The organism is Thorsellia anophelis DSM 18579 (assembly GCF_900111395.1).
Classification (GTDB): Bacteria; Pseudomonadota; Gammaproteobacteria; order Enterobacterales; family Thorselliaceae; genus Thorsellia; species Thorsellia anophelis.
Window position 1 is genome coordinate 46331 of record NZ_FOHV01000005.1, and the last position, 23592, is coordinate 69922.

Annotated in this window: 24 protein-coding genes and 1 pseudogene; 10 read left to right on the forward strand and 15 right to left on the reverse strand. The window is 35.2% G+C overall.

Going from position 1 to position 23592, the window contains the following annotated elements; all coding sequences use genetic code 11:
* Nucleotides 1-10: 10 nt before the first annotated feature.
* Nucleotides 11-472, reverse strand: coding sequence for a hypothetical protein (locus tag BMW37_RS04160; protein ID WP_143047594.1), 462 nt, complete (start codon nucleotides 470-472; stop codon nucleotides 11-13).
* Between the two features lie 255 nt (nucleotides 473-727).
* A complete protein-coding gene (tmaR, locus tag BMW37_RS04165; RefSeq protein WP_093318038.1) occupies nucleotides 728-1039 on the reverse strand; it encodes a PTS system regulator TmaR in 312 nt (103 codons plus the stop codon).
* A gap of 590 nt (nucleotides 1040-1629) precedes the next feature.
* Here tmaR and sbcB point away from each other — a divergent pair.
* A complete protein-coding gene (sbcB, locus tag BMW37_RS04170) occupies nucleotides 1630-3063 on the forward strand; it encodes an exodeoxyribonuclease I (RefSeq protein WP_093318039.1) in 1434 nt (477 codons plus the stop codon).
* A gap of 99 nt (nucleotides 3064-3162) precedes the next feature.
* Here the strand turns inward: sbcB and BMW37_RS15065 are convergent, their stop codons facing one another.
* The 11 genes from BMW37_RS15065 to BMW37_RS04220 all read right to left on the reverse strand — a co-directional run bounded on the left by BMW37_RS15065 (nucleotide 3163) and on the right by BMW37_RS04220 (nucleotide 13249).
* A complete protein-coding gene (locus BMW37_RS15065; protein WP_177168573.1) occupies nucleotides 3163-3330 on the reverse strand; it encodes a hypothetical protein in 168 nt (55 codons plus the stop codon).
* Between the two features lie 575 nt (nucleotides 3331-3905).
* Entirely contained in the window at nucleotides 3906-6185 is a 2280-nt protein-coding gene (locus tag BMW37_RS04175) for an NADP-dependent malic enzyme (protein WP_093318041.1), read from the reverse strand.
* A 154-nt stretch (nucleotides 6186-6339) separates the two neighbouring features.
* Nucleotides 6340-7395 carry a phosphoserine phosphatase SerB gene (gene serB, locus BMW37_RS04180; RefSeq protein WP_245711023.1) on the reverse strand — a complete coding sequence of 352 codons (1056 nt, stop codon included), beginning with the start codon at nucleotides 7393-7395 and terminating at the stop codon, nucleotides 6340-6342.
* An 87-nt stretch (nucleotides 7396-7482) separates the two neighbouring features.
* On the reverse strand, nucleotides 7483-8757 hold the full coding sequence (gene murA, locus BMW37_RS04185; protein ID WP_093318042.1) for a UDP-N-acetylglucosamine 1-carboxyvinyltransferase: 1275 nt from the start codon (nucleotides 8755-8757) through the stop codon (nucleotides 7483-7485).
* A gap of 130 nt (nucleotides 8758-8887) precedes the next feature.
* Nucleotides 8888-9145 carry a BolA family protein gene (locus BMW37_RS04190; RefSeq protein ID WP_093318044.1) on the reverse strand — a complete coding sequence of 86 codons (258 nt, stop codon included), beginning with the start codon at nucleotides 9143-9145 and terminating at the stop codon, nucleotides 8888-8890.
* A gap of 104 nt (nucleotides 9146-9249) precedes the next feature.
* Nucleotides 9250-9540: an STAS domain-containing protein gene (locus BMW37_RS04195; RefSeq protein ID WP_093318045.1), complete on the reverse strand. Its 291-nt coding sequence runs from the start codon at nucleotides 9538-9540 to the stop codon at nucleotides 9250-9252.
* 4 nt (nucleotides 9541-9544) lie between these two features.
* Nucleotides 9545-10213: a phospholipid-binding protein MlaC gene (gene mlaC / locus BMW37_RS04200; RefSeq protein ID WP_093318049.1), complete on the reverse strand. Its 669-nt coding sequence runs from the start codon at nucleotides 10211-10213 to the stop codon at nucleotides 9545-9547.
* A gap of 75 nt (nucleotides 10214-10288) precedes the next feature.
* The gene (gene mlaD / locus BMW37_RS04205; protein WP_093318050.1) at nucleotides 10289-10807 is read right to left on the reverse strand and encodes an outer membrane lipid asymmetry maintenance protein MlaD; all 519 of its coding nucleotides are present in this window, start codon (nucleotides 10805-10807) and stop codon (nucleotides 10289-10291) included.
* A 72-nt stretch (nucleotides 10808-10879) separates the two neighbouring features.
* Nucleotides 10880-11659: a lipid asymmetry maintenance ABC transporter permease subunit MlaE gene (gene mlaE, locus BMW37_RS04210; RefSeq protein WP_093318051.1), complete on the reverse strand. Its 780-nt coding sequence runs from the start codon at nucleotides 11657-11659 to the stop codon at nucleotides 10880-10882.
* A 17-nt stretch (nucleotides 11660-11676) separates the two neighbouring features.
* Complete coding sequence (gene mlaF, locus BMW37_RS04215) at nucleotides 11677-12492, reverse strand: phospholipid ABC transporter ATP-binding protein MlaF (RefSeq protein WP_093318052.1); 816 nt, start codon at nucleotides 12490-12492, stop codon at nucleotides 11677-11679.
* A 40-nt stretch (nucleotides 12493-12532) separates the two neighbouring features.
* The gene (locus BMW37_RS04220) at nucleotides 12533-13249 is read right to left on the reverse strand and encodes a 6-phosphogluconolactonase (protein WP_093318053.1); all 717 of its coding nucleotides are present in this window, start codon (nucleotides 13247-13249) and stop codon (nucleotides 12533-12535) included.
* A gap of 301 nt (nucleotides 13250-13550) precedes the next feature.
* Here BMW37_RS04220 and kdsD point away from each other — a divergent pair, with 301 nt between their 5' ends.
* The 9 genes from kdsD (at nucleotide 13551) to BMW37_RS04265 (ending at nucleotide 21773) form a co-directional block, all read left to right on the forward strand.
* On the forward strand, nucleotides 13551-14546 hold the full coding sequence (kdsD, locus tag BMW37_RS04225; RefSeq protein ID WP_093318054.1) for an arabinose-5-phosphate isomerase KdsD: 996 nt from the start codon (nucleotides 13551-13553) through the stop codon (nucleotides 14544-14546).
* A gap of 69 nt (nucleotides 14547-14615) precedes the next feature.
* Complete coding sequence (gene kdsC / locus BMW37_RS04230) at nucleotides 14616-15173, forward strand: 3-deoxy-manno-octulosonate-8-phosphatase KdsC (protein WP_093318055.1); 558 nt, start codon at nucleotides 14616-14618, stop codon at nucleotides 15171-15173.
* A 7-nt stretch (nucleotides 15174-15180) separates the two neighbouring features.
* On the forward strand, nucleotides 15181-15771 hold the full coding sequence (lptC, locus tag BMW37_RS04235; protein ID WP_093318056.1) for an LPS export ABC transporter periplasmic protein LptC: 591 nt from the start codon (nucleotides 15181-15183) through the stop codon (nucleotides 15769-15771).
* Between the two features lie 168 nt (nucleotides 15772-15939).
* Nucleotides 15940-16440: a lipopolysaccharide transport periplasmic protein LptA gene (lptA, locus tag BMW37_RS04240; RefSeq protein WP_245711026.1), complete on the forward strand. Its 501-nt coding sequence runs from the start codon at nucleotides 15940-15942 to the stop codon at nucleotides 16438-16440.
* 73 nt (nucleotides 16441-16513) lie between these two features.
* The gene (gene lptB, locus BMW37_RS04245) at nucleotides 16514-17245 is read left to right on the forward strand and encodes an LPS export ABC transporter ATP-binding protein (RefSeq protein ID WP_093318060.1); all 732 of its coding nucleotides are present in this window, start codon (nucleotides 16514-16516) and stop codon (nucleotides 17243-17245) included.
* A 19-nt stretch (nucleotides 17246-17264) separates the two neighbouring features.
* Nucleotides 17265-18821, forward strand: a complete 1557-nt coding sequence (gene rpoN / locus BMW37_RS04250) for an RNA polymerase factor sigma-54 (protein WP_093318061.1) — start codon at nucleotides 17265-17267, stop codon at nucleotides 18819-18821.
* A 63-nt stretch (nucleotides 18822-18884) separates the two neighbouring features.
* Entirely contained in the window at nucleotides 18885-19175 is a 291-nt protein-coding gene (gene hpf / locus BMW37_RS04255; protein WP_093318062.1) for a ribosome hibernation promoting factor, read from the forward strand.
* Nucleotides 19176-19340: 165 nt separating this feature from the next.
* On the forward strand, nucleotides 19341-20192 hold the full coding sequence (rapZ, locus tag BMW37_RS04260) for an RNase adapter RapZ (protein WP_093318063.1): 852 nt from the start codon (nucleotides 19341-19343) through the stop codon (nucleotides 20190-20192).
* Between the two features lie 36 nt (nucleotides 20193-20228).
* Nucleotides 20229-21773, forward strand: a complete 1545-nt coding sequence (locus BMW37_RS04265; RefSeq protein ID WP_093318065.1) for a methyl-accepting chemotaxis protein — start codon at nucleotides 20229-20231, stop codon at nucleotides 21771-21773.
* A gap of 138 nt (nucleotides 21774-21911) precedes the next feature.
* Here BMW37_RS04265 and BMW37_RS15475 read toward each other — a convergent pair whose 3' ends face one another.
* Complete coding sequence (locus BMW37_RS15475) at nucleotides 21912-22418, reverse strand: exodeoxyribonuclease VII large subunit (protein WP_425441758.1); 507 nt, start codon at nucleotides 22416-22418, stop codon at nucleotides 21912-21914.
* Between the two features lie 102 nt (nucleotides 22419-22520).
* Nucleotides 22521-23591, reverse strand: a pseudogene (xseA, locus tag BMW37_RS15480) (exodeoxyribonuclease VII large subunit); the annotation flags it as partial.
* Nucleotide 23592 lies beyond the last annotated feature (1 nt).

Below are 23592 nucleotides of genomic sequence, written 5' to 3' on the forward strand. Positions count from 1 at the left end.
ATAGACTTACTTATAATGATTCTAAACGCTCAAGTAATGTTCTAGTCAACTCAGTTCTAACACTATTACATGTTCTAGAAATTTTAAACTGATAAGCTGCATCCATAATCGCAACAGTATCACCATTTAAACTTTCTCTCAGTTCCATATAACTTTTAGCTTGAGTAAGAACGCGATTTAAATCACCGCTTTTGGCTTGATAACGTTTTTGATGGACTCGTTTTAATGCTTCTAATTCACGCAAACAAGTTTGTAAAACCCCACCACCTGCAATAGGACTAGCTGGTGATGATTGATTAGTGGCAACTGCATTGCTCATAACAGGCGCATCTGTTTCATTTTCGACAAATTCGTCTTGGGGAGTTGCAATCGCTTGACAACCTGCAAGAGAAATTAGCGCAATCAATATCAAAGCAAAATGCTTTAATGAGCACAATCTTGCAAAGAGTTTTGTGGTTTTCTGTCTTTTCATGTTTATATTTTTTTTAAATTCTAACACTTGGTTTTAGGCCTTCCACGCGATTAGAGAGATTCTTCTATACCGCCACTTAAAAGATTTACCGGCTATTTAACATTATATACCTGTTTTAAATCTATTTGACGCATCATTCACTTATTTTTTTGTATTATACAGTGCAAGCGGCTAAGTGACAAAGCTAAATATTAAAAAAGTATATCTATTTCTCTCACAGTTCAAAATTAAACCAATTCACCACCAGCAACTACGCTAGTTTTTAGCTTTTTTCATCTTTTGGGAAATTTCGCGGCGTTCAGATGACAATTCAGCAGTTTTAATAATATATCCATCAATTCTGTCTTCATAATCGCTCTTCATATTAGATATGATAGCTCTAATTTCTTCAATTGTCATATCAGACTTGATGTAATCATTAAGGTTATCTAACAATAAGACACGTTTTTGGTTATCACGAATTTTCTTTTCTAAATCTGTAATCTCACGCTTCAATTTATTTTTACGGCGGAATAATGTAACAAACTCAATTACATCATGAAAAGTCGGGTTATTCAAGCTATCCATCATTGCTCCTTTTGTTTGAGGGTAATGCCGATTTGAACTTTAGTCTCTATTTTAGCGCATTTATGAGTGATTAGGCTAATTTATTTCAAAATTAACTGATTTTGTTACACATCATCTTGCAACATCAACTCAACTGATGAGTTTCATTGAAAACACATCAATATCAAACTAATTTCTGATACTTTTAACATTTATTTTTAAAGTTGTAAACCTACACTTAGCAGCTAATACAAAAATTTTCCCGCAATCAGTACAGGAAATTGAGTATAATTTTTTTCTTTGAGTATACGCACAGGTACAACTAACAAATCAATCACATTGATAGTCTAATATTAATAGACTAAACAGTTAACTTATGAATTCTACCATACTCTCAAAATATTTAACATCCAAAATCATCCTCTAATCACGACTCAAATCAATTATTGCTGTTTTTATCTATATCTTATCAATACTAAGTTAGTTAGGTGAAGATTACGATATATTTAGCAAATTCATAAAAAAAAAGTTTATAATCCAAGATTAGAACACATAATAATGAGACCAGTAATACTTCATCTTGTTTGATTCCACCCCTAAGAGATAGATTAATGCAAAATACCTCACATCCTTCTTTTTATATATATGACTTCGAAACGTTTGGAACTCATGCTGCTTTAGATAGGCCTGCACAATTCGCAGGGCTAAGGGTTGATCAAAATTTTAATATCATTGGGGAACCTCTTGTCATTTATTGCAAGCAAAGTGATGATTATTTGCCTCACCCAGAAGCTGTAATGATTACTGGAATTACGCCGCAGTTATGTAACCAAAAAGGAGTCACCGAATCTGAATTCGCTGATTTAATACACAAAGCATTTAGCGTCCCTAATAGTTGCATACTTGGATATAATACGATTAAATTTGATGATGAAGTGACACGCCATCTTTTTTATAGAAACTTTATTGACCCATACGCTCATCATTGGCAGCATGGTAACTCAAGATGGGACATGATTGATGTTGTTAGGGCCACCTATGCACTAAGGCCTGAAGGTATTAACTGGCCACTTACAGAAGAGGGCTTACCAAGTTTTAAGCTTGAGGCACTGACAAAGGCTAATAATATCGAACACTCACAAGCCCATGATGCTATGAGTGATGTTTATGCGACAATTGAAATAATGAAATTAATTTTAGCGAAACAACCAAGATTATTTCAATATTTGTACCAGCATAGAGATAAACAAAAATTAATCGAACTGATTGACATTATCAACTTAACTCCACTTGTACATATTTCTAGCTTTTATGGTTCTTACCGTTCAAACTTATCGATAATCGCCCCTATTGCTTGGCATCCTTCGAATAAAAATGCGGTCATCTGCGTAGATCTTACCTATGATATCACTCCGCTATTAGAATTATCTGCTATTGAGATCCAAAGTCGACTTTATAAACCCAAAAATCAGCTTACCAAGGATGAATTGCCTATTGGTATAACTGTTATCTATCTTAATAAGTGCCCAATTTTAGCGCCAGAAAAAACACTCTTACCAGAAAATATCAAAAGGCTTAATCTTGATATCGAATTGATACAACAAAACCATAGTAAACTCAAAGCATATACTCAGCTTAAAGAAAAATTAAATGAAATATTTGATATTGAAAAAGTGACAGATTCACATACAGTAAATGACGTTGATAATCAGTTATACACTCAATTCTTTTCACAGTCTGATAAATTATTATTTGAACAAATCAGAACTACTGAACCTAAAAATCTCCCTTTAATTAACATTACAAGTGATGATAATAGAATTAAAGAATTATTTTTCAGATACAAAGCCAGAAATTTCCCAGCTACATTAGATTTTGAAGAACAACAAGCTTGGATAGCGCATAGAAAATCCAGACTGAATCCTGATTCTGTTGCTAATTATATCAATAAATTAGAAGAAATTGCTGCAGAGAATCAACATGACGAGAACAAACTTAAACTATTGAAACAACTATTTTTTTATCTTCAATCAATTGCAAATTAAAACATACATCCTCATTAATTCTATGTATGGGGATGTATAAACTAACTTACTTCACTAATGAACTTATAGCATCAGACTTTATACATTACTTTAAATCAATTATTTTTTTGCTTTCACAAAAATGAGCTCAAACCCTAGCGTATGGGCACGCAATAAATCAGATTCAGGCACTTTAGTGTTAATATCGCCTGTATCTGAAATTAATACCGCCCTGCCATTTTGTTTAACATCCTGATTTATGCTATAAATTAATGTATGACGAACCATTGATCCTTATTATCATTAGTATTTAGCCCAAAATGCAATAATGGTCATTAGTATAAAAAAATCGTTAATTGATAGATTTTGTATTCGTCAAAACTAAAAGCAGATTAGGGTATTAGCAAAAAGCTAGTGGCTGAAATAAATAATTTAAATACATAGCTTAATCTAATTTTAAGCATGTCAATTGTTCTTTTTTGACTTTTTTTGCAGCAATCAAGGTTGTTTTTTATACAACTGAATCTATTTATTGCAATTAAAGCCGAATATGATTAGGTTTTACAAGGTAATTTGGTAGAATAGTCATTCGTCTTTATCACATCCATGTAGCGTGAATGTAAGGGCGATCCGGTTAGTTCGCTAACCGGAAAACTACCTTTAGTGTCATCATAATAAATTCTAACTGAATTTTTCTTTTATTTATACCCTATCAAAAAACTATCGCATTGTGCGTATTAAATAGTTTTATATCTTGAAAACGGAAAAATACACATCTACTTGATAATTTTATTGTATGAATCGAGATTAGATTATGAAATGTTAGCTTTCACTAATACTATCTCAGTGAAAGCTAATTATAATTAGAAAGGTTTGTGTTGTGCTTCAGCAGCCGCTAAGGCCACCATATTCACAATTCTCCTGACAGACGAAATTGCTGTCAAGATATGGACTGGCTTACTTACTCCCATCAACACTGGCCCTACAGTGACACCATTTGTTGTGCTGACTCTTAATAAGTTATAGCTAATCCTAGCAGATTCCATTGTAGGCATAATTAATAAATTAGCAGCGCCTTTTAATGGACTATCTGGCATTATCAATTGTCGGATAGATTCATCTAGAGCAGCATCAGCATGCATTTCACCATCTATTTCTAATTCCGGAGCTAAGGCATTGACACGTTCTAGTACCTCTCGCATTTTTTGGGCTGATTCATCATCAGCAGAACCAAAATTAGAGTGCGAAATCAAAGCAACTTTAGGTTCAATTCCAAATTGTTTAATCGCATCAGCAGCCATTAAAGTAATTTGAGCTAAATCCTCAGCACTGGTTTTCTCATTGACATATGTATCAGCAATGAAGGTGTTGCCAGAAGGTAATTGTAGGGCATTCATTGCACCAGCAACATTCACGCCTTCCCTAAATCCAAGTACTTCTTCAATCACATTATAGTGTTCTTGATATGTGCCAATGGTACCACAGATCGCTGCATCTGCCTCGTTACGTCTCAACATAAGCGCTGCAATCAATGTAGGATTTCCAATAACACTTCTTCTTGCTTTTTCTTGTGAGATCCCTCTGCGCTTCATGATTGAATGATACTCTTTCCAATAATCATTAAATCTCGGATCTGACTCGTTATTCACAATTTCAAAATCAATACCTGGCTTAATATGTAGTCCTAGTTTTGCAATTCTCATCTCAATCACATTTGGACGACCTATCAATATTGGCAAAGCAAGTTTATGTGTAACAATTTCTTGAGTTGCATGTAATACACGCTCTTCCTCTCCCTCTGCTAGCACAACTTTCTTAAGGTTTTGGCGTGCTTTAGCGAAGATCGGCCTCATAAATAAGGTTGTTTTATAAACAAATTCAGTAAGATGCTCAACATACGCATCCATATCAGCAATAGGCCTTGTTGCGACACCTGAATCCATCGCTGCTTTTGCAACAGCAGGGGCGATCTTAATGATTAATCTTGGATCAAATGGTTTAGGAATTAGGTATTCAGGACCAAAAGAGAGTGTTTCATCTACATATGCTGAGGCAACTTGTGAACTTTGTTCTGCGTGCGCTAAATCTGCAATCGCTTGTACACATGCAAGTTTCATTTCTTCATTTATTGTTGTCGCCCCTACATCAAGCGCCCCCCTAAAGATAAATGGAAAGCAAAGCACATTGTTAACTTGGTTAGGAAAATCAGATCTTCCTGTACACACGATCGCATCAGCTCTCGCTTCTTTAGCAAGTGGAGGTAATATCTCAGGCTCTGGGTTTGCTAATGCAAGGATTAGAGGTGAAGCTGCCATGGTTTTAACCATCTCTTGTGTCAGTACCCCAGGACCTGAACAACCAAGAAAAATATCAGCATCTGCAATTGCATCTCTAAGGGTCCTTTGGCCGTTATCAACAATCGCATAAGCAGCCTTAGTCACATCCATATTAGGATCTCTATCAATATAAATTACCCCTTTAGAATCACACACTGTAATATGATGTTTGGGTAAACCTAAGTTTTGAAGTAAATTCAAACACGCGATTGAAGCTGCACCTGCACCTGATGCAACTAATTTGACATCTTTGATAGATTTATTAACTAACTTTAGTCCGTTAATAATAGCAGCCGCACTGATAATAGCTGTACCATGTTGATCATCATGAAATACAGGGATTTTCATTCTGGCACGGAGTTTTTCTTCAATATAAAAACATTCAGGTGCCTTGATATCTTCTAGATTGATTCCACCAAAAGTAGGTTCTAACGCGGCTATAATATCCACTAATTTATCAGGATCTGTTTCATCAACTTCAATATCAAACACATCAATCCCTGAAAACTTTTTAAATAGTACACCTTTTCCTTCCATAACGGGTTTGCCAGCTAGCGCACCTATATTTCCAAGACCTAACACTGCAGTACCATTTGAAATAACAGCTACTAGATTGCCTTTTGCAGTATATTTATAAGCAGCTAGTGGGTCTTGTGCAATTTCTAAGCAAGGTGCTGCTACACCTGGCGAATAAGCTAATGCTAAATCACGTTGTGTTGCAAGTGGCTTACTTGGCTCTACACTAATTTTTCCTGGTATTGGAAATTGATGAAAATCTAACGCGCTTTGTTTTAAATGTTCGTCCATGGGGTCCTCTATTGTATTTTAATGTCGTTGAATTTAATTTTGATATGCTGAAGCAAAATACTGATACACTAGTAAATATAAAAAATAAAATCCATCCTTGGCTTGCAAATTTGTGATCTAGCATCAAATTATTAATTTAAATGTAAATCTGACTCTAATTACCTGAAATTGCCAATATGACAAATAGGCTTCTTAAATCATTATAGTTAATTTTAATTTTGCTTTGTGCTTGAACGCTTGGTTTTGCATGAAAAGCAACCCCTAATCCAGCTTTTTTAATCATAGGTAAATCATTTGCTCCATCACCAATTGCAATTGTTTGAGATAGTTCTAGACCCAGCTCATGAGCCATATTCACTAACACGTGGGATTTATACTCTGCATCAACAATTTGCCCGTTAACTCTTCCTGTTAATTGCCCGTCTCTTAGCTCTAATTGATTGGCATAAACACGAAATAATTTAAATTTATCTTTTAAGTAATCAGCAAAATAAGTAAAACCACCTGATGCAATTGCAACTTGCCATCCCTTTTCATAAAAAGCTTGTAGCATCAAATCTAAACCAGGCATAATCGGTAGCGTATCTCTAACTTTTAAAAGTACAGATTCATCTGCACCAGCTAGCTTTGCAACTCTCGCCCTTAAACTTTCTGTAAAATCTAATTCTCCCCTCATCGCTTGTTCAGTGACCTCACTGACAGCTGCCCCTACGCCATGCAATTTAGCGATTTCATCAATACACTCAATTTCTATCGTAGTCGAGTCCATATCCATTACAATTAATCCAGGTTTAGCTAAGCTTGGTATAATGTGATGTATATTAACAAAATCTATTTGATAACTTTTAAATAGCTCTTCTACACGAGAAGTTAAATCGGTATTAAGAATGTAGATGTCTAATCCTAATATATGCTCCATTTTGAGTAAATAAATTGAATTATTTACTGAATTTGAATGGGTGGTGTGAGAAGAAAGTGCAGATAATATGTTAACTAATTTATCTACCGTAATATTTTCGCCATAAAAAGCAGATACTGGTTTTAATTGATTTATTTCGCCATTCATTTCAACAGATTGTAATTCAATACTATCGTTTTGTATTGTCCCAATCCTAAAGGGAGGCTTAAAATTCGCAAGTTTATCACGTGCTATTGTTTGGCAAGATAGCTTAAGTTCAATAGCATTTGAAATAGGTAATCGATTAGACATATATCCTCGAATGATAACTTTATAAATAGACTCAACTTATCGACTGCATTAATATATTAGGCGATACTATTTTAGTTTACCAAAATATTACTCTTCGCTCATTGCATCAGATTTAATGCGTTCTATTTTTGCACCTAATGACCTGAGTTTATGTTCAATTCCATCATATCCCCTATCAATATGATAAATTCTGTCCACAATTGTTTCACCTTTAGCAATACATCCGGCAATGACTAAACTCGCTGATGCTCTTAAATCTGTTGCCATCACTTGTGCACCTGATAATTGAGCTACGCCATGGCAAATCACTGTATTTCCCTCTATTTCAGCTTTTGCACCCATTCTGATTAACTCAGGCACATGCATAAATCTATTCTCAAAAATAGTTTCAGTGATCAACCCAGTTCCTTCAGCAACCATATTCAATAAGGTAAATTGAGCCTGCATATCGGTAGGAAAACCTGGATGAGGCGTAGTTCGAATATTGACAGCCTTAGGTCTGCGGTTTTGCATGTCCAATGTAATCCAATCATCACCGATTTCAATTTTAGCACCAGCTTCTTTGAGTTTTGATATAACGGCATCTAATAGATCTGCTCGAGTATTTTTACAGGTAATACGACCACCTGATACAGCTGCTGCAACTAAAAATGTACCGGTTTCAATTCTATCAGGTAAGACACCATAATGACCGCCACCTAATTTTTCAACACCCTCAATAATGATTTGATCAGTGCCGGCACCTGTAATTTTTGCACCAATTGTATTTAAAAAATTAGCAGTATCAACAATTTCAGGTTCACGAGCTGCATTCTCAATAACCGTTTTACCTGTCGCTAATGTAGCTGCACTCATAATCGTAAGTGTTGCGCCTACGCTGACTTTATCCATGACAATTAAAGCACCTTTTAATCGTCCATTGACTGATGCTTTTACATATCCATCTTCTAATATAATCGTTGCCCCTAATTGCTCAAGCCCGCTTATATGTAAATCAACTGGCCTTGCCCCAATCGCACATCCACCTGGTAATGAAACCTGCCCTTTACCAAATCTTGCAACGAGTGGTCCTAGCGCCCATATCGATGCACGCATTGTTTTGACTAGTTCATAGGGAGCACAATATTCAGTTATATTTGAGCCATCTAAAAAAATAGCATCGTCTTGCTTGCATGTCATGCCTAATCTACCTAGTAATTTCAAAGTAGTATCAATATCTTTGAGATGAGGAACATTATGCAAGGTGACGGGTTCTGTTGCTAAAATAGCTGAAAAAAGAATCGGTAATGCTGCATTTTTAGCACCAGAAATAGTAATGTCCCCACTGAGAGGGCCATTACCGACAATCTTAAATTTATCCATGATATTTTACCTAAAAAGGAGGGTTAAAAAGGTGTTGAGTTAACAAAGTTAAAGGTAGCCACTTCCTGAAGTAATTGACTAATACGAATTTAACTAAGCTAGAGCACTAGGGTCTAGCCACGTTTAAAATCTACATGCCCATTAATTTACGTTCTCTTTGCCATACATCCGGCGTATAAATTTTAAAATTTACAGCATGGATGCTATTATCTGCTATAAATGGCATGAGGGGCCCATAAAGATATTGTTGTTGTTTAACTCTAAGTGTAATTTCTTCAAAAATTTTTCCAACTGCAATCACGTTAAAATGGCTACCATCACCATTAACGTATACTTCATCAAGTTCAAGCGCATTTTTCAAAATTTCTGTGATTTGTGCATTATCCATTTTATATCATCTTTTAATGTGAATTATTCTTGTTTACCAACATTTCGCTAATCATAGTTAACTGTTTATATTAGCTTTTAGTGATTTGCCAGCATATGAGTTAGTCATATTAATTCTAGTGGTAGTTTATAAGCTTCAATAAGCGAAATTAACTCTGGACTTGCCCCTTTAACTGGTATTTTATTTGGAAACAGTTGTAGGGCAATTTGTGCGATAAGAGCAAGTCCTGCTGAATCAATTTTTTCTAACTCACTGAGATCAATTTCTTTGATATGAGCTAGTCGTTTTTTTTCAGAGTGTAGCTTTAATAGTGTATTTCGGACTAATACCCCTTTTAATAGCAGCACGTCATGATTGACATGCCAGTCTATTGTCAATTGTTCGAGTGCACTCATTGAGTTACTTACCGAGTGAAATTTGGATATTAGCATCTTTTTCAAGCTGACTAATCAACCCTGCAATACCACTTTGACGTAATAGGCCTGCCCATTCAGTTTGTTTAGTGTTAATCATGCTAATTCCTTCAGCTGCCATATCAAATGCTTGCCATTTTCCTGTTTGAGTATTTTTTCTCCATGAGAAATCTAATCTAATAGGTGGTCTTCCACCTTTATCAATAATTGTCACACGAATAGAAACCGTTTCTTTGCCTTCATAAGATTGTTCAGGCGCAATTGTTATTTCTTGATCTGTATATGAGGCTAATGCCTGACCATATACTTGAGTTAAGTAAGCTTCAAAGGCATTAAAAAAAGCAGTGCGTTCTTCTTCAGTAGCTGATTGATAATATTGGCCTAAGACTAATGCGCCTGCATACTTTACATGTACGTAGGGTATTAATTCTTCTTTTACTATCGTTCTTAAATGATCAGGATTAGCCTTGATCTGGCTTTGTTCTTCTTTCATTCTGGCAAATACTTTCTCAGCTGTTTCATTCATTAATGCATAAGGATTTGTTTCATCTATTGCAAAACTAGAAAATGAAAACACTGATAACATAGCCAAAAATAGGATTTTAATAGAAAAGAGTTGAAAAATATTTTTTAAGCTCTTGATTTTAATTGTCATAGTATTGCCTCTAAATTAAGTTTTTGGTTTCAGTATATATATGATTATTTTAATATAAAATGGCTTGTCTACCTATCATTCTATTATTTCAGAAGGTATTTCCTTATCGCTAGGCTTATCTCCGCCTTTAAGGCTATAAACAATTTGTCCTATAATGTCCTCTAACACAATAGCTGATTTCGTGTCTTCAATTCTGTTTTGATCACTTAAATAATAGGTCTGGAAAATGTCAGGATCATGAACCCCCATATTAAGCGCTAAAAATTGTTCACCAAGTAGTCCCGCACTTCTAACTGATAATGAGCTACTATTTGGAATCTGGTTATACTGACTATCAATCGCCATAGTGACAACAGGTGTATACGTTTTTTCATCTAATTTGATGTTAGTTACTCTACCAATAACAACGCCACCTATTTTTACAGGTGAGCGAATCTTAAGACTGCCAACATTATCAAAAGTTGCATAGAGTGTATAAGTGCTTTGACTTTTTAAGTTTTTAATATCAGCTACTTTAAGTAATAAAAATATCAATGATATAGTTCCTAGCAGCATAAAAAATCCAACTAGTAATTCAATTTTTGCTTTTTTCATAATAACCTTAATATCAAAATGTTAACACCAAAATTTTGAATTCATTCAGTTTGGGAGTAAAAATTTAAATCATTAACCAAACATAACCGCCGTCAACACAAAATCTAATCCTAATACTGCAAGTGAAGCATGTACAACAGTTCTAGTTGTCGCTTGGCTTATGCCGGATGACGTTGCTGTGCTATAATATCCGTTATAAAGCGCTATCCACATTACAGTAAACGCAAAAACAATACTCTTGATAATTGCATTAACGATATCATACCTTACCTGAACTGCATCATTCATTGCAGACCAAAAAAATCCTGCATCAATTCCTTTCCAAGAGACACCGACCAATGCCCCTCCTAAAATCCCTACAGAAATAAAAATTAACGCTAGTAAAGGCATACTGATTATTCCTGCCCAGAACCTTGGTGCTATAATCCTTCGAAGGGGATCTACCGCCATCATTTCTAGACTGGATAATTGTTCCGTCGCTTTCATTAACCCTATTTCAGCGGTAATCGCCGAACCTGCTCTACCAGCAAATAAAAGCGCGGTAACAACAGGACCTAATTCACGTAATAATGAAAGAGAAACCATCATGCCAAGACTATTTTCTGCACCATAGGTGGTTAGAACTAAATATCCCTGTAACCCTAAAACCATTCCAATAAATAAGCCAGATACAACACAAATCATTAAAGATTGGACACCTATGACATAAATTTGTTTGATTAAAAGTGGGAATTGTTTAATAGGTTCTGGCCGCCCAATTAAAGCCTGAAATAACATCACGCCAGCTTGACCAAAATGATGGACAAATAAAAGAGTAGAACGGCCCGATTGAATCAATAATTGTTTTATCATATTTTATCTATCAATTTTTAAATTAGTCCACTATTTGCGATCGAATATTCATAAGAATCTGCAGGATACCTGAAAGGTACGGGGCCATCTGCTAAACCATCTAAAAATTGCCTAACTTGCGCATCTTCATTAGATTGTAACTGCTGTGGCGTTCCTTGTGCGATAACTCTTTTGTCTGCAATAATATACGCATAATCAGCAATACTTAAAACCTCAGGTACATCGTGTGATACAACCACACAAGTAATTCCAAGGGCTTGGTTGATTTGCTTTATCAACTCCACTAATACACCCATTGTGATAGGATCTTGTCCGACAAAGGGCTCGTCGAACATGACAAGATCTGGATCTAATGCAATAGCTCTAGCTAACGCAGCTCTTCTTGCCATACCGCCCGATAATTGTGAAGGCATAAGATTACTTGCGCCTCTTAATCCAACGGCTTCAAGTTTCATTAGAACAATTGTATTGATAATATCGGCTGGTAATTGTGTATGTTCTTTTAGTGCAAAAGCAACATTTTCAAAAACTGTTAATTCAGAAAACAAAGCACCCGATTGAAATAACATCCCCATTCTTTTTCTGACTTGGTATAATTCAGAACGATGAAGGTTAGGGATATCAAGTCCATCAAACCATATATGTCCCTCTACCGGTTGGATTTGCCCACCTATTAACCTTAATAAAGTTGTCTTACCAATTCCTGAGGGGCCCATAATCGCAGTTATTTTACCTTTTTGAATTGATAACGTGAGGTTAGAGAAAATAGCTCTATTATCTGTCTCATAAGTTATATTATCGACTTCAATTAGATTTTGTTGCTTTACAGACATCAAGTTATACCCTTTTATTCAACAATTGCGTAGTAGGAATTTATCCCTGTATTCCTCTAGCAGCTGCAGCATCTATCATCAGATGGCAATTTCCATGTAAATGCAAAATAGATGCAGGTAATGACTCACTCAAAGGAGCGCGCATTAAATACAACGTTGCATTTGCTTTTTTATCACCAACAGCGACTAAAACAATACGTTTAGCCTGTTTAATGGTTTTCATGCCAATCGTAAGCACAGAATCGGGAACTACCAAATCATGCCCTACCCTATCTTGAAGTGAATTAACGATATCTTGATTATTTTTATCTACCGTTAATTCTCTTGATTCACTTTCAAAAGATGAGCCTGGTAAGTTAGCTGCAATATGTCCATCAGACTCTAATGACAGTAACGCGATATCAATTCCACCAGCTTTAGCGATTTCTTCATCAATATTTTTTATGCTATTCATATTTAAAGCGTGTATTCTATCAGTTGGGATTTGAGCGGGAATAAAAAAGTTATCACGCACTCTAGCGTAAGTGAGCATTGAAATATCACCTGCACTAATTGGTATTTCATCTGCCAGATAATAATGCACACCACTGTATTGATGCATTTTTAATTTTGGTACTAAATATTCATATATTTGTAATGGTAATGTCCCTGCGCTCAGTAAAACATTAACCCTCGTATCTTCTGGAATAACTGATAAAATCAGTTTTGCTACCTCAATAGACAATTCATCTCTATCTGAAAAAAATCTGCTTTGCATATGCCTTACCCATTTGATTGAAATTCATTAAACCTGTTATTAATAATTATTGTGTTCAGTATACTCTTTTATGAGACTATAATGAAGATAGTTTTATCATTGGATTAATGGAAATTTTGATTTAAATTTTATTTGCCGTAAGCATAATTTAAATTCTCACTAACTTGCTTGTATTTAAGTGTATAATTACCCAAACGATGTACCTGCTGTAATTAAACAAAATAAGTTAAATTTTAATCAATTCCTATTTAAAGATAATGGTAATCATTAGCATTTTTTATTGATTTTTAAAGGATTACAAATGATACAAGAAACTAATAGATTAACTCAAAGTACTCACAATTTTATTGAAAGTGCCAAACGAACAATTAAGATAGAGTTAGAAGGAATTAATGAACTATTTAAGTATGTTAATGATGATTTTCAACTTGCATGTGAAAGAATATTTGCAACAAAAGGAAAAGTAATTGTAATGGGAATAGGAAAGTCCGGCCATATCGGAAAAAAAATGGCGGCCACTTTCGCAAGCACTGGCACTCCAGCTTTTTTTGTTCATCCTGCTGAAGCAAGCCACGGTGATTTAGGCATGGTAACCCCTAGTGATATCTTAATTTTAATTTCAAACTCTGGTGAATCACCTGAGATTACAGCATTACTACCCACCCTAAAAAGATTGCAAATACCCATGATTTCAATGACAAACTCAACTGAAAGCACACTTGCAAAAGCTTCAGATGTACATATTTGCATTAAAACACCTAAAGAAGCGTGCCCTTTGGGTCTTGCCCCAACATCAAGCACAACGGCAACTTTAGTGATGGGAGATGCAATGGCTATAAGCTTACTTGAAGCAAGAGGGTTTAATTCTGAGGATTTTGCACTTTCCCATCCTGGAGGTGCTTTAGGTCGTAAGTTGCTACTAAAAGTCCATGATATTATGCATACTCACTCCGCTATGCCTATTGTAAATGTTGAGGCATCCCTTAAAGATGCACTTGTTGAAATCACTCAAAAAAACCTAGGGTTAGTTGTTATTTGTAATGAACAGAATAAAATTGAAGGTGTCTTTACTGATGGTGATTTGCGCCGTATTTTTGAAACTGACATTGATCTAAGAACCGCATCAATTTTAGAAGTGATGACAAAAGGTGGAATTAATATTCATCCAAATGCACTGGCTGTTGATGCGCTTAATCTTATGCAAGCAAAGCATATAACAGCCCTTATTGTTGCAGAAAATCAAAAATTAGTTGGTGTTTTACATATGCATGATTTGCTAAGAGCTGGGGTAGTATAATGTGTTATCATAATCAACAGGCGACAGATGAATTAAAATGTCGCTTCATCCAGTTTGTGCTAAAAGGAAATAAGTGTGTCTTATATTGATGATTTTAAAAAACTTGATTCAACCCTCATACAGAAAGCGAAAAGAATCAAACTTGTTATATGCGATGTAGATGGGGTATTAACAGATGGCTTGATCTATATGGGCAATGCTGGTGAAGAATTAAAAGCTTTCCATGTCCGCGATGGATTTGGTATACATGCCCTCTTACAGATTGGTATTGAAACTGCCCTAATTACTGGCAGACAATCTAAACTCGTTGAACACCGTGCAGCAACTTTAAAAATTAAACACATCTATCAAGGCCAATCAAATAAACTTATCGCATTCGAAGACCTATGCAAGCAAACACAGTTGTCACATGATTCGATTGCTTATATCGGGGATGATCTCATTGATGCTCCTGTAATGGATAAAGTAGGGCTATCGATAGCAGTTAAAGATGCACATCCTATGCTCATAACTCACTCACATTACCAGACGCAATTAGAAGGTGGAAAAGGCGCAGTAAGAGAAGTCTGCGATTTAATTTTATTTGCAAAAGACCATCTTCATTTTGCTAGTGGTTTATCGGTATAATAGGCCTATGAATAAATTATATATGACAATAAAAGATAAAGGTTTAACGATACTTTTAATCTTAGTTGCGTTAACTCTCATAGGTATCAAGTTTGCAGATATGGATACTAATGATAATCTTAATGAAGAGCCAAACGAAGACTCACCAACTTATATAGCTACGGAGACTAAAACTCTTGCTTATGACGAGTTAGGTAAACTATCACATGAATTATTAGCTAAATTTGCTAAAAACCGTGCTGATTCTGGTAAAAGTGAATTGAAAGATCCTATTCTTATCATTTTTGGAGAAACTGGTAAGCCAGATTGGAAAGTCAGTGCTGAACGTGCTGATATTGATGAAAATAGGCTTCTTTTTTTACAAGGAAATGTAAAGGTTAACCGCCTAGAAGCAGTTGCAATATTAGATAATATTGTTACAGAATCTGCATCAATTGATTTAAATACTCAAGATATTATGAGTGAAGTTGCGGTGACACTAGAGGGTGATGGTTTTTCTTCTAAAGGCAATGGGCTGATAGGAAATATAAAATCACAACAAGCAAAATTATTGAACAATGTCATGTCAATTTATCAACCACAAACTGCCACAAACTGATAGTAAACTAACAAATTGATCAAAGTTTAGTCACGTAAAATTAAAATAGGTGTTTTACTGCACTAATTGTAATAAGATAGATTAATTGATAGCCAAAAACAGGATTATAACGTGAATAAAAATAGTCAAACTCCCCCTCTTTTTTACAGTTATGCTACACAGCTCAAATTGATTAAACATTCTATTGTTTTAATCACCATATTATTTGGTTTCACAAACCAATCAGTTGCCAAGACTGGCGATACTGAACAGCCTATGCATATTTCCTCTAACAGTCAATCATTAGACATTACGAATAATATCGCAACCTTCACTGACTCGGTTGTCATTACCCAAGGTTCAATTAATATTATTGCAGATAAAGTCGTTGTCACGACGCCTAATGGTGATCAAACCAAAGCAGTTGTTGATGCTTATGGTTCACCTTTAAAATTTTCTCAACTACAAGATGATGGAAAACCAATTGAAGGCCATGCAAACCAAATGCGTTATGAGTTAGAAATTGAAAAAATCACGCTAACTGGTAACGCTTTTATCTCACAACTAGATAGTAACGTTAAAGGTGATAAAATTGTCTATCTTGTAAAAGAACAAAAAATGGAAGCGAAAGGTGATAGAGTCATTACCATATTGAATCCTAAACAGATTCAAGAAAACGATAAACCCTAGCTATGTTTAGATTTCAGTAACTCAACCGTTTAAAGTACATATTTGCTATCACATTATTATATATAGGACAGAAATGGAATCATCCACACTTATTGCTGAAAACTTAGCAAAATCATATAAAAATAGACAAGTTGTTAAAGATGTCAGCCTTGAAGTTAAGTCAGGTGAAATAGTGGGGTTACTTGGGCCAAACGGCGCAGGTAAAACAACAACATTCTATATGGTAGTTGGTATTGTCGCCCGTGATTCAGGTAGAATTTTAATTAATGGCAATGACATAACTCACTTACCTTTACATGAACGAGCAAGATTAGGTATTGGTTATTTGCCACAAGAAGCATCTATTTTTAGGAGATTAAGTGTCATTAATAATCTAATGGCAGTGCTGGAACTGAGAAAAGACCTCGATCATAAACAACGCTTATTGCGTGCAGATGAACTATTAGAAGAATTTCATGTCAGCCATTTACGAAACAGTCTAGGTCAAGCACTCTCAGGTGGAGAACGCAGGCGAGTTGAAATTGCGCGTGCACTTGCTGCGAATCCTAAATTTATTTTGCTTGATGAACCATTTGCGGGTGTTGACCCTATTTCAGTAATTGATATTAAAAATATCATTGTGCATTTGAAAAAAAGTGGTTTAGGTGTACTAATAACCGATCATAATGTAAGAGAAACCTTAGATGTATGTGAGCATGCTTATATTGTGAGCCAAGGACATTTGATTGCTAAAGGGACCCCAGATGAAATCTTAGAAGATGAGGAAGTCAAACGCGTATACCTTGGTGAAGATTTTAAACTTTAGATTACGTTGACATTTTGATATGAAAAACACACTGCAACTTAGAACTAGTCAACAATTAGCTTTCACACCTCAGTTGCAGCAGTCATTACAATTCCTCCAGCTCTCCTCTTTAGAGTTAGAACAAACTCTTAACGCTTTAATCATAGAAAATCCATTTTTAACCTTAGAGCATGATTCAGATAAATATTTACATGACCCAGTTGATGATGGTCCACTGACTTATGACAGTGAAATATTACCAATCGATACGCATCTACACGAAGATGAAATAAGTAATACTTACCTAGAACCTTCTGTTTCTGAGGCGATTGAAACCCAAAATTTAGCTGAATTACCGCTAGATTCACAGTGGGAGGATCACTACCAGGATGACTTTGATGTTACTCAGCGGCATGATTTAGACTCATTAGGTGTTAAAAAAGATGAACTTATGGATGATTACTATGAAAATAAAACAACTTCTATTTCTTTAAAAGAACACTTATTAGAACAAGTTTCTGTTACTCCATTTACTCGGACAGAAGAACTCATCGCTATATTTATCATAGATGCCATAGATGAAAATGGGTATTTAACGCAAAGCCGTGAAGACATCATATCGGCATTAAAGGTGGTTATGCCCGCTTATGATTTTGAATCTGACTACAAAAGTGTGTTATCCCGTATACAATTATTTGACCCAATTAGCCTTGCAACCTACTCTTTACAAGAACGATTATTAATTCAACTTAATGCGCAATCTAATAATGAAGTTGTCGAACTTGCCAAGATACTTTTGAAAGACAAATCTGAGCTCCTAGAAAAACGAGATTTTAGAACGATTATTAAATCTCTTCGTATCAGTGAAGTACAATTGCAATCTGCACTCTCTCTTTTAGCGACTTTAGATCCTTTCCCTGCTAAAGACTTTTATGACTCAGAAAATTTAGCTATTACGCCAGATATTGTTGTCCTAAAAACAAATAATGAATGGCAAATACAATTAAATAATAGTCTCTTTCCCAAAATTGTACTTGATACGGAATATGTAAAAATGTTACAAAGGGAGAAAAAAAACAGTGCAAAACGAGATAATGTACAAAAGAATGCAATTGAATATTTGCAACAAGCTTATCAAAGTGCTAAAACAGTATTATTAAGTCTAGAGGGACGTTATAAAACTTTACTCTTAGTCGCGAATCAAATTGTTGCAAATCAAATAGAGTTTTTTGAAAAAGGTGAAAGCTTTTTAAAACCGATGGTTTTAGCAGATATTGCTAGTATACTAGAAATGTCAGAATCGACTATTTCAAGAGCATGCCAAAATAAATATTTAATTTGTGCTAGAGGTACGTTCGAGTTGAAGTATTTTTTCTCTAGTCATGTAACAAACGAACAAGGTGAAGAAATTTCATCTAGCGTGATAAAATCATATTTAAAACAATGGATAGAATCCGAAAATACAACAAAACCCTTTAGTGATAGTAAACTTGAGACAAAACTTAAAGAATTAGGGTATGACGTTGCAAGAAGGACAGTTGCAAAGTATCGTGAGCAGTTAGGTTTTCCTGCATCGAATTTAAGGAAAACATTATAACTGCCGATATTAAAGTAAACTTAGTGAGATTTTTATCAACCATGTTAATCAAAGGAGAGTTATATGCAAATTTCTATTGTTGGTCACCATATTGAAATTACACCCGCTATTAATGAATTTGTCGATACAAAATTCACAAAATTGACTCAATATTTCGACAGAATCAATCAAGCACAAATTGTTTTACACATAGAAGGGGTCAAAAAAATAGCTGAGACTACGCTTTTTGTAAATGGTGGTGAAATCCATGCTAAAGCAGAACATGATTCAGATATGTATGCCGCGATGGATCTACTCTTAGATAAATTAGCAAGGCAACTAACAAAACATAAAGAAAAAATGCGCAACCATTAATCATCTGAAAATCCCCTACAATGAGTTTTAACACTTTTTGTAGGGGAAAACCAAAATGAATAAATTTTAATTGTTCAATAACTCATTATTTCTAAATAATTATCACCTAGCAATAAGATTAAAAGCACTAACAGAATCAGAAGAAATTAAAATAAGGCGGCTTGTATGATTTTAATGATTGTCAGCGGACGCTCAGGCTCAGGTAAATCTGTTGCTTTGCGTGCACTAGAAGATATGGGGTTTTACTGTGTTGACAATATTCCCGTTGTACTACTTCCCTCTTTAGCTGATGAACTTTCGAAACAAGTCAGTTCTGCTGCAATTAGTATTGATGTTCGTAACATGCCTCAAGACCCTGAAGTATTTGAATCTGTCATGAAGCAGTTACCTGAAAAATGCATTCCTCAATTACTCTTTTTAGATGCAGATCGTAATACTCTTATCCGCCGTTATAGTGATACCCGCCGCCTTCATCCGCTTTCTGTACATAATTTATCATTAGAAAGTGCAATTGAAAAGGAAGGCGAATTATTAGAACCCCTCAGATCCCAAGCTGACTTGTTAATAGATACCTCTGAAATGTCAGTTCATGAACTAGCTGAGATGTTAAGGGCCCGTCTACTTGGTAAACGTGAACGAGAATTAACTATCGTATTTGAATCTTTCGGGTTTAAACATGGCCTACCAATTGATGCTGACTATGTTTTTGATGTACGCTTTTTACCAAATCCTCACTGGGATCCAAAGTTAAGGCCTATGACAGGTCTTGATAAACCTGTTGCCGCTTTTTTAGGGCGCCACACTGAAGTGCATAATTTTATTTATCAAACTAGAAGCTATTTAGAACAATGGCTTCCTATGCTAGAGACTAATAATAGAAGTTATTTGACCATCGCTGTAGGATGTACTGGTGGGAAACACCGTTCTGTGTATGTAGCAGAGCAACTTGCAGATTATTTTCGTTCTCGCGGAAAGAATGTACAGTCTAGGCATCGAACATTAGAAAAAAAGAAATAATAATATACTTTATATTTAGTCCACTAAGGAGATTTCATGCGCAACAATCAACCAGTAACTCAAAAAGAGTTCGAACTGGATTCCAAAACAACATTAACTTCGACAACAGACTTAGACAGCTACATCAATTATGCTAATGAAGCATTCACAAAAGTAAGTGGTTTCACTTACGATGAATTACATGGTCAACCTCATAACATTGTTCGCCATCCAGATATGCCTAAAGAAGCATTTGAAGATATGTGGCGTACTATTAAAGGTGGGGAGCCTTGGAGTGCTGCTGTTAAAAATAGACGCCGCAATGGTGACCATTATTGGGTTACTGCTAATGCCATGCCGGTTATCAAAAATAATCAGCACATAGGGTACATGTCAATTAGAACTAAACCAAGCCGCAGTCAAATTCAAGAAGCTGAAGCACTGTATAAGGCTATGAATGAAAAAAAATCAAATTTTAAATTGTATAAAGGTGTGCTTATCCGAAAAGGTTTATTATCAATTTTTAATTTTAATAAAACCATGTCGTTTAGGCTAAGAGCATTTCTTCCACCTATTTTTTTAACTTTTGCAATGTTACTTACAGCTTGGTTAGTCGCGATTGATATGACCAAATTTTTAATATTAGGGTCAGCAACTGTAATTTTTAATCTAATCTTGATTCTTTGGATTGAATCACAACTTATCAAACCTGTTTTAAAAATGAAAAATTATGCGATTGGCGTAGCAAGTGGTAAAGAGTTTGGCTCTGTCACGATAAATAAAGCTGATGAAATCGGCATGACGATAAGAAGTATCAGCCAAATTGGATTAAAATTCAAATGGGTTATCGATGATTTAACGGAAGAAGCCGCAAGTGTTCAAACTGCAGGTAATATGATAGTTGATGAAATGAATGCACTTATTGTACAAATAGATAGGGCAACAGAAAATGTTAATTCTACAGCCTCCGCTATGGCGCAAATTACATCAAATGTTAAGAATACATCTGACGCTGCTAAACAAGCTAGTGAATTTGCTGAAGTTGCAAACTCTTCGGCTATAAAAGGTGGACAGGCTATGAAACAAATCATAGATACTATGCACGATATTAGTGACAGCTCACAAAAGATCGGTGACATAATCAGCATAATTGATGGCATTGCTTTTCAAACCAATATCTTAGCTTTAAATGCAGCAGTTGAAGCAGCTAGAGCGGGTGAACAGGGTCGAGGATTTGCAGTTGTTGCAGGGGAAGTTCGTTCACTAGCACAAAGAAGTGCCCAAGCAGCCAATGAAATTAAAGGTCTCATCGAAAAAAGTATTACAACTGTTAACGCTGGTTCTACACTAGTAGAACATGCTGATAAAGAAATTAATGAAATTGTGCAGCAAGTTCAACGCGTCAACGAAATGATTAACGACATTAGTACAGCTACTCATGAACAAACCCAAGGCATTGTACAGGTTGACTTAGCAATTGATGATCTAGATAAAATCATTCGTGAAAATGCTAATTTAACGCAACAAACGATGGATGTGACTAAAACCTTACAAGCTAAAACACAAGATTTAGTCAATGCAACCACAGCATTTGATTCCTAATATCCGTGTAGATCTCTATTGCATCTATCAAAATGCAATAGAGATATCGGATCAATCAAGTGTTATAAGTAAACTCTTTAAGAATATGGCTACATCCCTTGTTTATACACGCCCCTGATGGTTTAATTAATACTAAGCCTACAAGTCATCTACTCTTAACACTTGGCTTGTAATTTTTCCGTCGCTGACTCTAGTCTGAATAATGTCACCTTGCAACACTTGCTGTTTACTCTTGATTCTTTCTTGCTTATTTGTCAATGCAACAGCAAATCCCCTCTCTAAGCTTTTGAGTGGGCTTAAAGCATCAAGCTGACCTACACAAGCGCGCATCTCTAATTTTGAGGTTTCTATTCTAACTTTAATAGATTGATTCTTTCTATTAGATAAAGCAAGTAACTGCTGATAATGTGATTGAATACTTGCTTGCGGGGAAAATTGATATAACTTTTGATTCAACAATCCAAGTTTTGAATAATTCGGTTGCACTAAATTCACATTATTAAACTTTTGGATGATATTTGATAACTGCCCTTGTTTATATGAGATTATTTGGTTTTGAGTAGGGTACAAAGCTTTATCAATATTTGAAAGTCTAAATTGATTAGACTTAATTTTATCATTCATCAATCTAGTCAATTTTGACATAGCTGTAGTAATTGATGTTTCAATAGGTCTAAATTTTAAAATAGGGTTAAGAAACTCAAGGCGTTTTGTTACCTTCGCTAAACGATCTACGCTGATAGTATAGGGATTATGAGATTTTAATTTCTCAGCCTGTAATGCTAATTGTTTAACTTGTTTTGCAATAGCATTAGTCTGGAGCTGACCTAGCTTAGAAATTAATTCATTCAATTTCAGCAATTTTCTTGCTATTTGTAATTCAGGGTGCTGTAAATTCAATCGATGATTAAGTTTGGCATAATTTTGATTCTGCACAGAAAGATAGTAATCCATTGAAAATTCTAACCGTTGTTCTAATTTACGACAACTTTCTAGCATTTCTTGCTGATTACGACTCACTAATTCAGCAGCAGCAGAAGGAGTAGGAGCCCGTACATCAGCAACAAAATCAGCAATCGTTACATCAGTTTCATGCCCTACGCCACTTATAATAGGTATTTTGCTGGCGAATATAGCCCTTGCAAGCGCTTCATTATTAAAACACCATAGATCTTCTAATGATCCGCCCCCCCTTGCCAATATCAATACGTCACATTCCATCCGTTTATTAGCTATCTCTATCATTTGGATAAGTTGCTTAACAGCAGGCTCACCTTGCACTTGACTTGGGTAAATAATTACAGGAAGTTGTGGATCTCGCCTTTTCAAGACTTGTAAAATATCTTGTAAGGCTGCGCCAGTTGGGGATGTGATTATCCCTAATTTTTTAGCAGGCTTTGGTAATATTTTTTTTAAATGATTGGCAAATAAGCCCTCTTCAGCAAGTTTAGCTTTAAGCGCATCAAATTGCTGCTGCAATAGCCCCTCTCCTGCAGGCTTAATTTTTTCAACAATAATTTGATAATCACCTCGAGGCTCATACAAAGTGACTGTCGCACGTACCATCACCTGCATTCCATTTTGCGGGGAAAAATTGACTAGCCGATTGTTCCCTCGAAACATAGCAGCCTTAACTTGAGCAGTGTTATCTTTTAGAGTAAAGTACCAATGACCAGAGCTTGGTGCAGAAAAATTTGAAATTTCACCAACTATTAAAACACGTGTTGCGGTTTGTTCTAATGCTAACCGTACAGTTTGATTAAGTTTACTAACTGTATACACTGTCTCATTTGTAGGCTGTATTGTTTGCGTTTGCATC

What these genes read in the sequence shown, in the direction of transcription:
- BMW37_RS04160 (WP_143047594.1), bottom strand. Translation starts at nt 472, where the DNA reads ATGAAAAGACAGAAAACCACAAAACTCTTTGCAAGATTGTGCTCATTA.
- tmaR (WP_093318038.1), bottom strand. Translation starts at nt 1,039, where the DNA reads ATGGATAGCTTGAATAACCCGACTTTTCATGATGTAATTGAGTTTGTT.
- sbcB (WP_093318039.1), top strand. Translation starts at nt 1,630, where the DNA reads ATGCAAAATACCTCACATCCTTCTTTTTATATATATGACTTCGAAACG.
- BMW37_RS15065 (WP_177168573.1), bottom strand. Translation starts at nt 3,330, where the DNA reads ATGGTTCGTCATACATTAATTTATAGCATAAATCAGGATGTTAAACAA.
- BMW37_RS04175 (WP_093318041.1), bottom strand. Translation starts at nt 6,185, where the DNA reads ATGGACGAACATTTAAAACAAAGCGCGTTAGATTTTCATCAATTTCCA.
- serB (WP_245711023.1), bottom strand. Translation starts at nt 7,395, where the DNA reads ATGTCTAATCGATTACCTATTTCAAATGCTATTGAACTTAAGCTATCT.
- murA (WP_093318042.1), bottom strand. Translation starts at nt 8,757, where the DNA reads ATGGATAAATTTAAGATTGTCGGTAATGGCCCTCTCAGTGGGGACATT.
- BMW37_RS04190 (WP_093318044.1), bottom strand. Translation starts at nt 9,145, where the DNA reads ATGGATAATGCACAAATCACAGAAATTTTGAAAAATGCGCTTGAACTT.
- BMW37_RS04195 (WP_093318045.1), bottom strand. Translation starts at nt 9,540, where the DNA reads ATGAGTGCACTCGAACAATTGACAATAGACTGGCATGTCAATCATGAC.
- mlaC (WP_093318049.1), bottom strand. Translation starts at nt 10,213, where the DNA reads ATGACAATTAAAATCAAGAGCTTAAAAAATATTTTTCAACTCTTTTCT.
- mlaD (WP_093318050.1), bottom strand. Translation starts at nt 10,807, where the DNA reads ATGAAAAAAGCAAAAATTGAATTACTAGTTGGATTTTTTATGCTGCTA.
- mlaE (WP_093318051.1), bottom strand. Translation starts at nt 11,659, where the DNA reads ATGATAAAACAATTATTGATTCAATCGGGCCGTTCTACTCTTTTATTT.
- mlaF (WP_093318052.1), bottom strand. Translation starts at nt 12,492, where the DNA reads ATGTCTGTAAAGCAACAAAATCTAATTGAAGTCGATAATATAACTTAT.
- BMW37_RS04220 (WP_093318053.1), bottom strand. Translation starts at nt 13,249, where the DNA reads ATGCAAAGCAGATTTTTTTCAGATAGAGATGAATTGTCTATTGAGGTA.
- kdsD (WP_093318054.1), top strand. Translation starts at nt 13,551, where the DNA reads ATGATACAAGAAACTAATAGATTAACTCAAAGTACTCACAATTTTATT.
- lptC (WP_093318056.1), top strand. Translation starts at nt 15,181, where the DNA reads ATGAATAAATTATATATGACAATAAAAGATAAAGGTTTAACGATACTT.
- lptB (WP_093318060.1), top strand. Translation starts at nt 16,514, where the DNA reads ATGGAATCATCCACACTTATTGCTGAAAACTTAGCAAAATCATATAAA.
- rpoN (WP_093318061.1), top strand. Translation starts at nt 17,265, where the DNA reads ATGAAAAACACACTGCAACTTAGAACTAGTCAACAATTAGCTTTCACA.
- hpf (WP_093318062.1), top strand. Translation starts at nt 18,885, where the DNA reads ATGCAAATTTCTATTGTTGGTCACCATATTGAAATTACACCCGCTATT.
- rapZ (WP_093318063.1), top strand. Translation starts at nt 19,341, where the DNA reads ATGATTTTAATGATTGTCAGCGGACGCTCAGGCTCAGGTAAATCTGTT.
- BMW37_RS04265 (WP_093318065.1), top strand. Translation starts at nt 20,229, where the DNA reads ATGCGCAACAATCAACCAGTAACTCAAAAAGAGTTCGAACTGGATTCC.
- BMW37_RS15475 (WP_425441758.1), bottom strand. Translation starts at nt 22,418, where the DNA reads ATGTCAAAATTGACTAGATTGATGAATGATAAAATTAAGTCTAATCAA.